This window comes from Bacillus cereus group sp. N12 (genome assembly GCF_016483575.1).
Classification (GTDB): Bacteria; Bacillota; Bacilli; order Bacillales; family Bacillaceae_G; genus Bacillus_A; species Bacillus_A toyonensis.
On sequence record NZ_JAEHBO010000001.1, the window covers coordinates 28,449 to 43,983 of the forward strand.

Below are 15,535 nucleotides of genomic sequence, written 5' to 3' on the forward strand. Positions count from 1 at the left end.
TACAAACTTAAGGTAAAGCTGGTTCAAACTCTCCTGTAATTGTTTGAAATCCATTATTTCTCTCATATTCCTGTTTCCGCTCTAACCCGAATTTTTCTAAAATCGGGAGGTCATTTGTGGAAAATACATAACTAGTTTCAAACGCAACGTGTTCGTGCCATGCCCAGTTTGGTACAACAAAGAAGTCTCCTTTAGACCAATCGAAGCGAACACCATTAATAATTGTATATCCTGCCCCTTCATGCACATGGTAGATTGATGCATGTGTATGGCGATGTGCTTTTCCTCTGAATCCCTTCGGCAATTTTTGCATCCAAGCTGCAATCGTTGGACATGCTGTCTCACCGTTTGATGGATTTATATATTCAACAGCATAACCATCGTAAGCATCTGGCTCAAAACGACTTAATCCATTAAGCGCTGCTTCCGTTCCTGCCCATTTGTAGGAACTAAGAGGAGCTTTCTTTGTATATCGGTCCGAAACCGGTCGAACCATTCCACCCTCATAACGCTGAGCAGTATAATTATCTGGCACATTTGGCTGTTCAATTTTCTCTGGATACGGCTCAAAGAACGTACCACCGAGATAATAAATAGTCGGAATATCAAGGCAATCCATCCAAATCATCGGTTTGTCACCAGTGTGGCCATGTCCATGCCACAGTCCATTTGGAGTTGTTAAGAAGTCTCCTCGTTCCATGAAAATACGCTCTCCTTGCACAATTGAGTAAGCCCCTTCTCCTTCCATGACGAAACGTAACGCATTTTGAACGTGCCGATGTGACGGAGCAGTTTCTCCAGGTTGTATTAATTGAACCGCAGCATATAACGTTTGGGTAGTCGATGCCCATCCCCAAGGTTTTCTATAATTAAGTCCTGGATTTTGTAAATAGATGGCCCGGCGTTCTCCGCCACGATCTGGTGTAAATATTTGCGTCGCTTCTGTTAACTTTTTATGGAGTAATTCCGCTTTCCAAAGGTATGCTTGTGCATGAGGTTCTGGTGTATGCTTCATTAAATCTGGAATAGCGTTCCATAGCGGGCCTAGATGGTATTGTTCGATATCACGATTGAAATCTTGTACAAGATCACTTTCATAAAAAGTATTTTTTTCTGCCATTTTATTTTCCTCCTTTATCCTGGTTATACTTCGATACATTCCGCTCGATTTGTTTACAATGCTTTTCTGTATGTTCTACGATGAGGTGATTCACAATAAAGTTAATCGGTTTGTTTTCGAAACGAGGATTGCGACTTGGAGCTTGTATATGTAACTCTTCGTCAGTTAATGTATGAAGTACATTTTCAATCGTGATTGGTATAGAAGAAAGCTGCTCTATGACTTCTTCTACTGTTTTCCTATTTATATTCTCTTCTGAAACTGCTTGCAGGCGCACTTCATCTGTTAAGCCGCGGCCCCATAAGTTTTCATTACTTAATTTAATATTGCTTATTTCCTTTGCCCAATACGGAATTGCTTCTGCTACATGTGTAATAATTTGCATTACTGACCATTCATCTTTTGAAGGTTTCCAACGAATTATTTCCTCTGGTAACGACTTAACAATCGTTTTTATCTTATTGATTGAGTCGTAAATAGATTCGACCGCATAGATTTGCACGTTTTTCGTCATAGTACTGGCACCTCTACTGTTTGTCTTACTCTATTTTCAAGTACGCCTACTCGATCAATTTCAATTCGAACGATGTCTCCATCTTTAAGAAATACTTGCGGATTACGGGCAACACCTACCCCACCCGGTGTCCCAGTTAATATGACATCCCCTGGCTCTAATGTCATTAAACCGGATAAGAATGAAACGAGATATTGTACCGAAAATACTAGATTAGCAGTATTAGACTGTTGACGTTTTTCTCCATTCACTGTTAAGACAATGTTCAGTCCAGATGGATTCGTTAATTCATCTGAAGTAAGTAACCAAGGACCCATTGGAGCGCTACCTTCAACTGTTTTTCCTTGAAGCCATTGAATTGTACGACGCTGAATATCACGGTAAGTAATATCATTCACAATTGTGTAACCTGCTACATAATGAAGGGCGTCTTCTTCTGAAATATTCCGGGCACGCTTTCCGATTACGAAAGCAAATTCAGCTTCGTAATCTAGTTGTTCTGAAATGGGATAATACGGAATATCATCTTCTGGACCGACTACCGTATTCGCAAACTTCGCAAAGATGACCGGAAATGCAGGTAATTCGCGTTTCATTTCCAAAATATGTTCACGATAATTGTGACCTACACATATAATTTTTCCTGGCGCAGGTACTGGAGCTTCTATTTTTACTTCGCCTTCCTCAAATACCAACTTATCTTCATGTTTTTTCATAAGTGCATAAGCGATCGCATCTTTTGCTAGATTCATACTTTCTGTTCCGCCTTGTAAAAATCCATTCATATCCTTTGGTATATACGCCTCTGCAATTTGAGCAGCCCGAAGATTTCCTTCACTTATTAATTTCGCTTTAAAAGCAGCATGCAAATCAATCAATTTCCCATTTTCTAAAGCAGCAATTCTTGTATCTCCATTATGTGTAAAAGTAACAAGTTTCATATTACTCATCCTTTCCTATAAAACAAGTGAAATTCTACCTTCTCAAATAATCGAAAATGATAATAATGTATGACTTTCCGGCCCTACTCTTTGTTATAAAAGATAAAAAGTATTTCCTTCTGGTCCAAGTGGCACATGTCCCATTTCTATTAACTCTATAATTGGGAGACACACATTCTTTTCTTCAGCTAATTCAGCAGCACATGCAAGAACACTTACGTACATCGCATGCCCGACGAGAAATTTCACTATTTTTTCCTCTCCAAAAATTTCGAACGCTTCTTTATAAACACCATGAAAGATTGCTTCTGGTACTTCATCTACTACATCTACAAGAAGTTTTTCGTTACCAGCGCGCTCAATTTTTTCTTTCAATTGATCAGGCACTGCTGCTAGTGCCCCCCATAAATCGTTATCTTCAAATGAAATCCGCTCAATTTTTTCAATTAATTGTTTTCTTGAAATCCATTTGATTTCATATTCACTAATGTTTAGAGAACTCATAAATTGATCAATTTTCTTCTCAGCCTCTACATTTTGCTGTCCAATGTTACAATACCAGTTCATCGTCATTAACCGTTCAATCATTCCATTTGTAGAACGTGCATGTGAACCATACTTTTCTTCATTCATGAATTGAGACAAAGCCATTTCTTATCGCTCCTTTCATATTACCGATCTAACTTTTAATATTTCGTTGTCAGTTCAGGAGGTCCAAATTTCGGTCCGTACGGTCCCTCATCGAGCCACCTTCCAAGCCTTGGAACAATAGATACCATTGATGCTGCAATATCACGTTTCATGTTCATTCCAGGAGAGTTCCCCTGAAGGTGATGGAGTGCAGTAGTTGAAGCATCTCGGTTCCATTTAGCTGCAATTCGGCGTTCGTTTGCAGCTGCTTCAATCGCGTTTATCCGCTCTTCTTCAGAGTTAGATTGTAGTGCTTTCTCGATACCTCTCGCAGCAAGAACAGCATCTGGAATTCCAGAATTTAATCCACGTGCACCAAATGGGGCAAATAAATGCGCAGCTTCTCCAGCGAGAAGGATACGACGTTTTGCATCAGTAAATGAATTTGCCACTACTTGATGGAAACGATAAGAAGACACCCATGTAATCCTCTCCGCATATTTCGCATCCATTACTTTCGGCAACCATTTCTTAACACTTTCAATATTTGTATAATCATCTGGGTTATCTGACTCAAGCAATTGTAAATCCACACGCCATCCACCTTTAAACGGAACAAACATTACATTTCTTCCCTCCATAGCTGGATGTTGATAATAGAATATTCTTTCTAAAGGAAGTGGATTTGTTTCATCTTCTTTTACATCTACGACTATAAAAGTATCTGCTGTACGTGGACCTTCAAACGTTAATCCCGCTTGCTCTCTTACAATTGAACGTGCTCCATCACATCCAATTACATACTGCGCCTTTAAGATTTCGTCATTTGTGATTGTTACTTCTACTTCAGAGTCTGTAATGTGCAACTTCTTAACCGGGGCATCCCAAAGGAATTCCACGCCGGCTTTTATACATGCCTCATACATATGCTTTTCGATCTCATCTTGATGAAGAGCTGTGAAATGAGGCAAGCGGTTTGATTTAAGGTTTTCATCCTTACCATAATCTCGTACATATACTTCTTTTCCTTTATAAAACGTTCGTTTTACTGGCCAAATAATTCCGTTATGAGCAAGTGTAAAACCAAGACCTTCTGCAGTCTCCTCCAGTAATTTTAACGAAGCACTATGCAAATAAATTGCTCTACTTCCCGGACGTGGTCTTCCGAATGAATCTCCCTCTATTACTAATGTTGATATGCCCTTCTTTTGTAATGAAAGTCCTGCTACAAGCCCGACTGGTCCCGCCCCAACTACTATGGCATCATACTTTTTTTCTTTTCCCATCACTATCTCCCCCTTATTAACAATTACTCGTTACGGTATCCTTACTCGTACTTCTTAACTTTCTACAGTTTTTATCTCTGGCATCATCTTCTGCCGAATATATCCAGGTATCGGTTGCGCTTTCACTTTTTCTTTAAAAGAAGTCCATGCACGAGTTTCATAACCTTCTGCCACAACCTGTTCCCTTTTTACAAAAACATGCTGGATTGTAAAAACTTTATTATGCAATTCTTTTACAGTACTTTTCACAACTACTTGATCTTCAAAACGAAGAGGTGACTTAAATTGACATTTTGCTTCTAGTAATGGCAAACCAATTTGTTGTTCTTCGTAAAGTTCAACTGAAGGAAAGCCAATTTTTTTAAAATATTCATGAGTTGCTTCGTCCATCCATTTATAAAAGTTAGGATAGTACACAATGCCCGCAGCATCAGTATCTCCCCACCTTACTTGAAAAGCATACTCTTCCATTATGCCTTCGCCTCCTATCTATTAAACTGTTGGACTACTATTTGAAGATACTTGTTCTTTCAATTTCAATTTTTGAATTTTCCCACTTGCTGTGACAGGAAATTCCTCTGTAAAGATCACTTTCTCTGGTAGTTTATAAATTGCCATTTTCTCTTTAAGATAAAGTTTTATTTCTTCTTCGGAGCTTACTTCTCCATTTTTTAACCGTATGACCGCACATGCGACTTCTCCCAGTACTTTATCTGGAAGACCTACAACTGCTGCTTCTATTACTTTTGGATGTTTCATAATGACTGCTTCAATTTCTTGAGGATAAACGTTTAAGCCTCCTCTTATAATCATCTCTTTCTTTCGTCCTACGAACCTTAAATATCCTTGAGGATCGAGGGTACCTAAATCTCCTGAATAGTACCAACCTTCATTATCTAAAACTTGTTTTGTTTGTTCGGGCATATTGTAGTATCCTTTCATTACACCAAATCCTTTAACTGCTATCTCTCCCACTTCTCCAGGAGGAAGATCCACTCTATTTTCATCTACAATTTTCAATGTTACTCCTGGAATGGCCTTTCCAAGCGTTTCTGTTATATTCTGCTTTGTATCATCATACGAGGTCATCGTAATCGAAACCGTCTCAGTTATCCCAAATGATTGGCAAAGGTTAATGCCCATCCGTTCTCGAATCTCCGTCACTGTTTTTACTGATATAGGTGCTGCACCAACTAACCCGGCACGTAATGAAGATAAATCATATTTATCAAAGTCCTCTAACTCTAGTTCCTTTATAAACATAGTTGGTACACCTTTTTGGATAGTTACCTTTTCTTGTTCAATTAATTGTAAAGTTTCTCGCGGGTGGAATTTTTCTTGTAATATGATCCTTCCTCCCATCGCTACTGCGCAAAGCATATTAATTGCCATACCGAAAATATGAAATAGTGGTGCTGAAATAATGAATACATCCTTTTGTGTACAATACAGCTCTGTTCCTATCGTTCGTGCAGATTGTACAACGGCACGATGTGTAACCATTACACCTTTTGGAGTTCCCGTCGTCCCTGACGTATATAAAATACAAAACAAATCATCGTTCACATTTATATGAACTGGTTCAATATTCATTGTTTCCGTACGCATTAACTGCTCATATGAACAGTAATTTTCTTGCGAAAACCGTACTGTAATAACCTTTCGTGCCTTATTAAAAACTTTTTCAAATCCAAAATTCTTTTCAAATTCCCCTGAAGCTATTAATAGCTTTGGAGCTGAACTTTCCAATATATATTCAATTTCATATGATTTATATTTGGGATTAAATGGAACGATTATCGCTCCTAATTTCGCAGCTGCAAAATAGATAACTACTGTTTCGGACCAATTTGGTAGCGATACGGCGATACGGTCTGCTTTACCTACTCCTAGTCTCTTAAATGCCGTAGCTAAACAATCTACTTCCTGTTTCAATTGTTTGTATGTAATTCGCCTCGTTACGTCATATATTGCTTCTTTTTCACCGTAAGTTGCAGTAACCGTTTCTAACAGCTCATACACCGATAATAAGTTTTTATCCTTTTTCATTGTCTCACTCACTTTCTATCTTCTTACCAACTAGCCCGAATCTCTCATCACATACTGATAACATGAGAAACGATGTAGTTAAAACCAGGAAGGACTCTTCCTGGTTTTTTCTCTAGTACAACGCTTCCCAAATCGCTGCAATTCCTTGACCTCCGCCAATACAAACAGCCGATACTCCATATTTTTTATTTCTTCTTCTTAATTCATAAATTAAGGATAGAGAAATTCTCGTTCCACTCGCAGCAAGTGGATGGCCTATCGCAATTGCCCCACCATTTACATTTGCCTTATCAAGGTCGAATCCTAATTCTTTTTGACAAGCTAAGTACTGCGCAGAGAATGCTTCATTAATTTCAATCAAATCTAAGTCTTTTAAAGTTAAATTCGCTTTTTCTAATGCACTTTGAATTGCAGGAACCGGTCCGATTCCCATATACTTCGGTTCCACTCCAACAACAGCCCAAGAAACGAGCTTAGCAATCGGTTGTAATCCTCTATCCTTTGCAAAGTCACTAGATGCTAAAACAACTGCTGCTGCACCGTCCACCATGCCGCTTGCACTTCCAGGAGTCACTACACCATTCTCCACAAAGCGTGGCTTTAACTTTGCTAATTTTTCTAAACTCGTATGACGGATATGCTCATCTTCTTCAATTACCTGTTCTCCTTTTCTTCCTTTCACCGTTACAGGAACAATTTCTTCTTTTAAATACCCTTTCTCTCTTGCCAAAAGAGCGCGCTCATGACTAGAAAGTGCATGCTGATCTACTTCTTCTCTCGTTAAGTTATATTTTGCAGCCAAGTTTTCTGCTGTTTCTCCCATCGTACATTTTCCGTACGTATCATAAAGACCATCCCATAACCAATCTTCTATAGCTGGACCACCGAGTGGGCTTCCCCATCTCATTCCGGGTATTACGTGTGGCACTTGGCTCATATTCTCCGTTCCACCGGCAAGTACAACTTCTGCTTCTCCGCTTAATATATAACGAGCAGCCGTTAAAATAGATTCAACACCCGTTCCGCAAAGTCGATTGATCGTCAAAGCTGGGACATGAATAGGCGCTCCGGCTTTTAAACCAACATGCCTCGCCAATAAATGTGCGTCTTTACTAGATTGCTGAACGTTACCAAATACAACTTGATCAATATCTTCAACAGATATAGAAGCTTTTCGTATGGCTTCCTTAGCGGCAATTGCCCCTAATTCTCTTGCATTTACGCCTCGGAATGATCCCGAAATTTCAGTGAACGGAGTCCTCGCTCCCTCTAATAAAACAATTTCTTTCATATCCTTTTCACCTCATTATTTCCCTAAATAAACTGGTTTTCTCTTTTCAACGAATGCTTGTAATCCTTCTTTACGATCCTCTGTTGCGAAAGCATTTCCAAAACAAGTACTTTCAATGATTAAGCCTGTTTCAAGATCAGCATTACTTCCTACATTTACTGCCGTTTTTAACATTTGAAGTGCTACTGGTGGTTTTTTTGCCAATTTATATGCCCATTCCTTTGCAAACTCAAACAACTCTTCCGCAGGTACTACTTTGTTAACAATATGTAAATCGAAAGCACGCTCTGCATCAAACATATCTCCGAAGTAAAGTAATTCTTTCGCTATACCTTGGCCGACAATTTTTTGAAGACGCTGTGTACCCCCGCCTCCAGGAATAATTCCGAGCCCTACTTCTGGAAAGGCAAATTTTGCTTGATCCGTACAAATGCGTAAATCACATGCGAGTGCAAGTTCAAAACCACCACCAAGAGCTAATCCATTTATCGCAGCAATAACTGGTTTTGACATATTTTCAATTTTGCTAAATACTGTTCGTGAAGTTTTATTCATTTTGTTTACACCGACAAGATCAAGTGCTGCCATTTCATTAATATCAGCGCCAGCGACAAAAGCTTTCCTTCCGCTTCCTGTAAGAACAATTACTCGCACTTCTTCATTCGCCTCTAATTCGTCAAATAGACTGGAAAGTTCATGAAATACTTGTGTATTTAGTGGATTTACAGGTGGTCGATTAATCGTAACGATCGCAACTTTATTTTCAATTTCACAAATTAAAAACTCATAATTCATAACTTAATCCCCCATTCTTTATTCATAATCATAAAAACCTGCACCTGATTTTTTGCCGTGTCTACCTGCTCTAACTAGCTGTTTTAAAAGAAGCGGCGGAGCGTATTGATCATTATTTAGTTCTTCTTTGAAGTACTCCATCACGTGATACCCAATATCTACACCTGCAAAATCTTGTAGTGTAAATGGCCCCATCGGATAATTGAGGCCGAGTGTAACAGCCTTATCAATATCTTCTGCAGATGCAACCCCATCTTCAAGCAATTTAATTGCTTCAATAAATTGCGGAATCATAATTCGATTTACAATAAATCCAGGTGAATCTTTCTTTACCTCAACTGGTTCTTTCGAAAGTTTTTTAGATAACGCTTTCAATTCTTCGACTGTTTCATCACTCGTTTTATAGCCGCGAACAACTTCTACAAGTTTCATAAGTTGTGCAGGGTTAAAGAAATGCATACCTGCCACACGTTCTGGACGATTCGTTGCTGAAGCAATCTCTGTTATCGACATAGATGAAGTATTTGTTGCAAGTATAACCCCTTCAGGAACGATTCGATCAAGAGCTGCAAACACTTCCCTCTTCAAATCTAATTTTTCTAACACGGCTTCAATAACTACATCTGCATCCTTCATATCTTCTATAGTTGTAGTGAGCCGAATTCGGCCAAGCGCCTTTTCTTTATCTTCTTCCGTCATCTTTCCTCTCGTAACACTTTTAGTCATAAAACCATTCATACGTTGCATTGCATTATCTAAATAACGCTCTTCAATATCATGTAAAATAACTGTAAATCCATGTAATGCAGCTAAATTTGCAATGCCAGAACCCATAGATCCTGCACCGACAATGCCAATTGTTTGAATTGCCATTTTGCTACCTCCTCAAATAACTTTTTAAATGTTCTGTAAATAAATTATATCTATATCCAAAAAGTTTTTGTATATACACAGTGTAGGAAATACATATATTTCTTTCATACATTTTAATGGTATTCATTTCGGTTCAAACCGCTTCATTTTCCATTTAATGAGAAGTACAGTTATTTTTCATACAAAAAGTGCGCACTTCAAAAGAAATAATGTTTTCTTGAAGTACGCACTCTATGATGTGAATTTCGAAACTATATGTTATCGTTCTTTACCATTTGATGAAATAACTTCTTTATACCAATAGAAGCTCTGTTTCTTTATTCTTTTTAAATCTTTTAAATCGTCTTCATCACGATTTATATAAATAAAACCATATCTTTTTCTGAAACCTTGATGCGTAGAAATTAAATCGATTGCAGCCCAAGGACAATAACCAATTACATCTACTCCATCCGCAATTGCCAATTCCATCTGTTCAATATGTTTTTTCAAATAATCAATTCGGTAATGATCTTGTACGGATCCATCTTCATCTACTTTGTCGTAAGCACCTATCCCATTCTCTGTAATGATAATTGGTAAGTGATAACGATCATTCACTTCTCTTAATGTAACTCGGAAGCCGATTGGATCAATCTCCCAACCGAAATCGGTTAATTCTAGAAATTCATTATCGTCACCCATAAAGAATCCTTCTTCACCTACTTCAATTTGTTGATCACCAGCATCATCGATTACAAAGTTTTCATCATACTCACTAACAGTAATAGAAGAATAATAGTTAAAAGCTATATAATCTGGTTTTGAACTAGCTAGAATCTCCATATCTCCCTCTAGAATGACTGGTTCGATATTTTTGCTTTTCATGAAATTCCACGCTATATTATTATATCGTCCATATACAGCCATATCTAGATATAACCAATTACGAATTGCGTTACAATTTTGAGCTGCAATTATATCATTCGGCTTACATGTTTTCGGATACACATAACTAATATTTGGTGCTGGACCAATTTTCGCATCAGGTATCATCTTATGACATAAGTTTGTTACCTTTGCCTCCGCTAACAACATATGATGATTTTGCTGATATAGCTCTTTTTGAGATAATATTGATGTCCCAATCGCCTGTCCATGTAGGATCATCATGTTCTGTTCATTAATCGTTAACCAATTCTTTACTCGATCTCCAAAACGTTCAAAAAGGATTTCACAATACTGAGCAAAAGCATCGATGGTATCACGATTACTCCAGCCACCCTTTTTCTCTAATTCATACGGTAAATCAAAATGATACATCGTTATTAACGGTACGATATCATGCTTCAGCAATTCATCAATAAGATTGCTATAGAATGTAATACCTTTTTCGTTCACTTCTCCCGTACCATTTGGAAGAATACGAGTCCAAGCTATAGAAAAACGATAAACGTTTAATCCTAATTCTGCAAAAAGCTTTACATCTTCTTTAAAATGATGATAATGATCACTACAAACTTTAAAATCTGATGTACCTTCAGGAATAACTTTCACATCTTGAACAGAAAGGCCTTTTCCATCTTCATTATAGGCACCTTCTACTTGATAGGCGCTTGTCGAAGCGCCCCATAAAAAGTCTTTTTTAAATGTAGTATTGAGCATATTTACCTTTCCTTTTCAAAAATAGTATTGTTATCGTTTATTTCTACTAGTTTTGTTTCACTAAAAATGTTTCATAAACACTTATAAGCTCTTCTGCAATGATTTTAAATCCTTCTGCACTCATTAATTGATCTTCTGCATGCGCCAACAATAAGCTTACTTCTATTTTTTCACCAGCTGCTTCTTTACTAATCAATCCAGCATGTGCTCTATGGCCTTCAATAAAAGTTTCACTGCCTTCATTCATCAATTGTCTTGCTTGTTCAAAGTTACCCATTTTTGCTTCTTGAATTGCTTCAATATACGAAGATCGTGCGCTACCTACAGCTGATATAATTTGAAATACTACTAATTCATTTTGTTCCATAACGATTCTCCTAACATTTTTTTATTTTTATAGTCTTATAAATCGAGAATGCAATCAGTGAAGTCCATCCCCACTGATTACTATCCCGCCCAATCAAATTTGTGTGGAATAAATTATTATTGTTGTGATGCTGCTTGTTGTTCTGCCTCGTAAGCTTTCTTATCTCCCATTTTAAAGAACGGATAATATAATAGAATTTGAGAGACAATAATTAATACTGTCATGATGAATAGTAACCAACCACCAGAAATATAAGCTGCAAATGGTGCTGGTGTTACCCATGGTAATTCAATAAGTGGATTAAAGTTAGATAAAATCCCTGTAATGTTAAGGAATACGATACCAATTAATCCGCCTACTATTGAAGATGTTATTAATGGAATAAAGTAGATTGGATTTAGAACAAGCGGTAATCCAAAGACAATTGGCTCATTTATATTAAAGATATTTGGGACGATACCAATTTTTCCAAGTGATTTATATTGCTCTGATTTCGCAAATAATAGATTTATTGCTAATCCTAACGTATTTCCTGTTCCACCAATAACGACTGCAAAATGCATTAAAGTAAATGCTAAGTAAGGAATTTCTGAAAAAGGTGTTCCTGAAGCAAAAGCTGTAATAGCTGCCGTAAATAATGGAGCTGTCGCACTATACCATACATTTATGATTGGTGCTGGGTGTAAACCGAAGAACCAACATATATTCATGAATGTAAAGATAGCAATTACTGACCATACAGACGATCCAATGAATTTTACAGGTAACGCTATAACTTGACTTACAAAGTTAAAAATATTTTCATATGGCGTATAGCCAAATATTACTCTTATAAAGAAGATAAGTGTGAAAATGATGATTGAAATAAACACTGGATTAATTGCATCAGCTACCATAGGGGGTACTGATTCTGGCAATTTCACTCCAATATTTTTTCTTTTCAATGAACAATACAGTTTACTAGTGAAAACACCGACAAACATAGCAACGAATATGCCATCACTACCTAAGTACTGATTTAATATAGCAGGAATTTGTTCTTCTCCTACCTTAATAGACATTGGCATTAAGCATAAGAAACTGCCTAGCGCTATAACAGCAGCTGTCATTCCATTCATGCCTTCCTCTTTTGCATAGGAATAAGCGATAATGACAACCATATATACTGCTAACAAGCTTAATGTCGCACTAATCATGTCTTGCATATGCGTATATATACCAATTTGGATTAAAAATTCTTTCCACCCTTCAAATGGTAGATTACCTAAAATAGCAAATAATGTAACACCGATCGTAACAGGAATTGTCATCATCATCCCTGATGTAATCGCATTGACTACTTTGCTATTTCCGAGATAATTAGTTAGTGGTGTAATGATTCGTTCTAGTCCGTTTTTAGTCCCTTCTAACAGTTTCATAATTACCTCCAACATTTACATATTTTATTAAGTCTATTTTTTACCTTTTTCTACATAGCTCATATCATTTACAGATTGAACTTTATATTTCCCATCTTTATATACAACTTTTGAAACACTTGCATTTCCTAATCCTTCTTCAACCTCATTTAAAGATTCAGGAGATATTGAATATAATAGATCCATTAAAGATATACCATGTGATACAACAAGAACTTTACCGCCGCCATCTTCTGCTACTTCTTCTGCAATTTGATCAACTTCTTTTTTCATTCTCTTTGTAACTGTTTCAGTATCTTCAGCCTGTTTACTCGTATCAATCTTCGCTGTAGTTTTTTGCATAATATCAATGTCGAAATTATTCATAAATTCTTCATAGGTCATATTATTTGTTTGTGCAAGTTTTTCCCTGAACGTATGATTTAACTCCCCTTCAAACTCACCAAAACACACTTCACGTAACTTTTGACTTTGATTAATATTCATATCTTTATTTCCACTTTGATCTAACACAATTTTCGCTGTTTCTATTGCACGTCCACTATCGCTACTATATGCTTTATCAAACTTAGTCCCTTTCAAACCTTTTCCAAGGTATTCTGCTACTGCAACACCATCTTTCGTAAGTGGTGCATCCGCCCAACCTTGTACTCTATCCGTCGTATTTAACATCGTTTTTCCATGTCTTACTAAATAAAACTCAACTGGTTTTTCTTCTTTTTTCTCCTTCCCTTGTTCTGTTTTATTAGGTGAACAACCAAATAGAGAAACGGTCAAAGAAGCTATCAGGCAGAACGACAACATTTTTTTATTCATTATGAACTCTCCTTAAGGGCTTATGGGCTTATAAAAATATGCATACACCACATGAGTAACATAATATTTTTATAATAAAGATATTTAAAAATTATTTTGACTGATTAAACAACCAATTTATCATCTCTTTATCTTGCAAAGCTGGTACCCAAGAAAAGTGTCCCATTGGTTTAACGATTCCAGTTGGATATTCTGTATATTTAACAAAAGAACCACCTAGTTCTTTAATAGCTTGTACAGCATCTCTGCTATATCTCACATCAACTAGCGGATCATTTTCTGCATGGAAAACCCAAATCGGCATATCTTTAATATCCTTGAATACGGAATTATCTTGCAGCGGTTCATATTCACCAACAAGCGTATTTCCTGGCAAATCTCCTATTCCACAAATCGGAACAGCAGCTGCGAAAAGATTCGGGTTCTTCTTAATAACATTCCAAGTCCCAATTCCACCATTGGACATACCAACAACATATATGCGATTTTTATCAATATCATATTTATCGATAGTTTCTTTGAGTAAATTCAACATAGTAGTATAGTTAGGTTCCTCGGTCCAATACGCTGTAAGAGTTTCAGCTGCTTCAACCTGAGGAGCTAACACATAGGCAGGATTTTTCTTTTGCTGTTCTGGATTCGCCCACGCTACAGCGCCCTCATTTCCTACGACTTGCATATAGTTGTCATTTCCTCGTTCACCTGATCCATGTAAAAATAAGACTAATGGATATTTTTTGTTAGATTCTTTTTTAGGCTCAAAAAGTCTGTATTGCATTTTGCTTCCAGATGCATCTTGATATACCCCTTTTTTAAAATCATCTACAACAGGAGTAACTACTTTTGCAATTTTATTTTTCTGTTCGGATGCTTTAAAAGTTGTACCTTCTTTTGTTTTAATTTCTTTCGTAAGAGATAACTTATAATCTAAGTTATCTCTTGTACTTAAAAATTTTTCTTCATTAAACGTTGAGGTAGATGCATGTTTATCGCTTTCATCTAATTCGATCACGACGTATTGTCCGTCTTTTGAAGTCTCTGATACTTCAGCTTTATTATTTGTATACACTTTAGTTATTTTTCTATTTTGAGGTTTCCCATTCACTTCCACCTCAACTTCAAAACTATCTTTTGTTAATTTTGAGCTATCTATTGTATCTCCAAAATCACAAACGACGGTAGTCCCTACTTCTCCATACGGAAGAACATTCGTAATAAGTGTTATATCTGAATCTTTTAAAGCCTTATCTTTGCTTTCTGATGTACATCCTGACAGTACCAAACCACCTACCAGGCTCCCTACTACCATACATAAAATTGGAAATTCCCTTATCTTTTTCAGACGATGACCTCCCTCAGAATATGTACTTTTCAAAACTGACATAAATCGTGTAAGGCTCGTAAATCGTTCCCCATGTATAAACTATTAATCACCTAAAACCTTTTTCACTTGTTCAATTACTTTTTTCCCATCTAACATGCCATAAGCTGCCATATCAATCACTTCAATATGCTTCTCTGGCAATTGACTTTTCACATTATTTAATGCATATCGAACTTGTGGTCCTAATAAAATGATGTCTGCCGCTTGCCCAACATTTTTCGCTTCAGTTAATGCATAAGCATTAATTTCACAGTTATAATTCGCTGATTCTGCATATCCTCTCATTTTGTTCATTAACATACTTGTAGACATACCTGCATTACATAAAAGTACAATGTTTCTCATAATAAAAACCTCCAATATTTATTTTAAGTGCTTTGCATACTCTCTATTTATGCAAGCGCTTT

Annotated in this window: 16 protein-coding genes; all 16 read right to left on the reverse strand. The window is 36.8% G+C overall.

The genetic code is table 11. The features are described from left to right. Nucleotides 1-7: 7 nt before the first annotated feature. Nucleotides 8-1,120 (reverse strand): cupin domain-containing protein, encoded by a 1,113-nt coding sequence (locus tag JDS92_RS00145; RefSeq protein WP_199631319.1) that lies wholly within the window; start codon nucleotides 1,118-1,120, stop codon nucleotides 8-10. A 1-nt stretch (nucleotide 1,121) separates the two neighbouring features. Next, entirely contained in the window at nucleotides 1,122-1,634 is a 513-nt protein-coding gene (locus JDS92_RS00150; RefSeq protein WP_098711492.1) for a DinB family protein, read from the reverse strand. Beyond that, a complete protein-coding gene (locus JDS92_RS00155; RefSeq protein ID WP_087970856.1) occupies nucleotides 1,631-2,575 on the reverse strand; it encodes a fumarylacetoacetate hydrolase family protein in 945 nt (314 codons plus the stop codon). Before JDS92_RS00155 ends, JDS92_RS00150 begins: the two co-directional genes overlap by 4 nt. A 93-nt stretch (nucleotides 2,576-2,668) precedes the next feature. After that, nucleotides 2,669-3,226 carry a hypothetical protein gene (locus JDS92_RS00160; protein WP_199631320.1) on the reverse strand — a complete coding sequence of 186 codons (558 nt, stop codon included), beginning with the start codon at nucleotides 3,224-3,226 and terminating at the stop codon, nucleotides 2,669-2,671. Between the two features lie 35 nt (nucleotides 3,227-3,261). Beyond that, nucleotides 3,262-4,491, reverse strand: a complete 1,230-nt coding sequence (locus tag JDS92_RS00165; protein ID WP_199631321.1) for an FAD-dependent oxidoreductase — start codon at nucleotides 4,489-4,491, stop codon at nucleotides 3,262-3,264. 54 nt (nucleotides 4,492-4,545) lie between these two features. After that, nucleotides 4,546-4,962: an acyl-CoA thioesterase gene (locus tag JDS92_RS00170; RefSeq protein WP_098711489.1), complete on the reverse strand. Its 417-nt coding sequence runs from the start codon at nucleotides 4,960-4,962 to the stop codon at nucleotides 4,546-4,548. A gap of 21 nt (nucleotides 4,963-4,983) precedes the next feature. After that, nucleotides 4,984-6,540, reverse strand: coding sequence for a class I adenylate-forming enzyme family protein (locus tag JDS92_RS00175; RefSeq protein WP_098711488.1), 1,557 nt, complete (start codon nucleotides 6,538-6,540; stop codon nucleotides 4,984-4,986). 112 nt (nucleotides 6,541-6,652) lie between these two features. After that, nucleotides 6,653-7,831 carry an acetyl-CoA C-acetyltransferase gene (locus tag JDS92_RS00180; protein WP_199631322.1) on the reverse strand — a complete coding sequence of 393 codons (1,179 nt, stop codon included), beginning with the start codon at nucleotides 7,829-7,831 and terminating at the stop codon, nucleotides 6,653-6,655. A gap of 15 nt (nucleotides 7,832-7,846) precedes the next feature. After that, entirely contained in the window at nucleotides 7,847-8,626 is a 780-nt protein-coding gene (locus JDS92_RS00185; protein ID WP_098821267.1) for an enoyl-CoA hydratase/isomerase family protein, read from the reverse strand. Nucleotides 8,627-8,644: 18 nt separating this feature from the next. Continuing rightward, the gene (locus JDS92_RS00190) at nucleotides 8,645-9,499 is read right to left on the reverse strand and encodes a 3-hydroxyacyl-CoA dehydrogenase family protein (RefSeq protein WP_098711485.1); all 855 of its coding nucleotides are present in this window, start codon (nucleotides 9,497-9,499) and stop codon (nucleotides 8,645-8,647) included. Nucleotides 9,500-9,757: 258 nt separating this feature from the next. Further along, nucleotides 9,758-11,143 carry a glycoside hydrolase family 1 protein gene (locus JDS92_RS00195; protein ID WP_098911281.1) on the reverse strand — a complete coding sequence of 462 codons (1,386 nt, stop codon included), beginning with the start codon at nucleotides 11,141-11,143 and terminating at the stop codon, nucleotides 9,758-9,760. Between the two features lie 46 nt (nucleotides 11,144-11,189). Beyond that, on the reverse strand, nucleotides 11,190-11,510 hold the full coding sequence (locus JDS92_RS00200) for a PTS sugar transporter subunit IIA (RefSeq protein WP_199631323.1): 321 nt from the start codon (nucleotides 11,508-11,510) through the stop codon (nucleotides 11,190-11,192). A 116-nt stretch (nucleotides 11,511-11,626) separates the two neighbouring features. After that, nucleotides 11,627-12,928: a PTS sugar transporter subunit IIC gene (locus tag JDS92_RS00205; protein ID WP_016091166.1), complete on the reverse strand. Its 1,302-nt coding sequence runs from the start codon at nucleotides 12,926-12,928 to the stop codon at nucleotides 11,627-11,629. A 33-nt stretch (nucleotides 12,929-12,961) separates the two neighbouring features. Continuing rightward, nucleotides 12,962-13,744, reverse strand: coding sequence for a histidine phosphatase family protein (locus JDS92_RS00210; RefSeq protein WP_199631324.1), 783 nt, complete (start codon nucleotides 13,742-13,744; stop codon nucleotides 12,962-12,964). 91 nt (nucleotides 13,745-13,835) lie between these two features. After that, nucleotides 13,836-15,128, reverse strand: a complete 1,293-nt coding sequence (locus tag JDS92_RS00215) for a prolyl oligopeptidase family serine peptidase (protein WP_199631325.1) — start codon at nucleotides 15,126-15,128, stop codon at nucleotides 13,836-13,838. A 42-nt stretch (nucleotides 15,129-15,170) separates the two neighbouring features. Further along, nucleotides 15,171-15,473, reverse strand: coding sequence for a PTS sugar transporter subunit IIB (locus tag JDS92_RS00220; RefSeq protein ID WP_001244593.1), 303 nt, complete (start codon nucleotides 15,471-15,473; stop codon nucleotides 15,171-15,173). Nucleotides 15,474-15,535 lie beyond the last annotated feature (62 nt).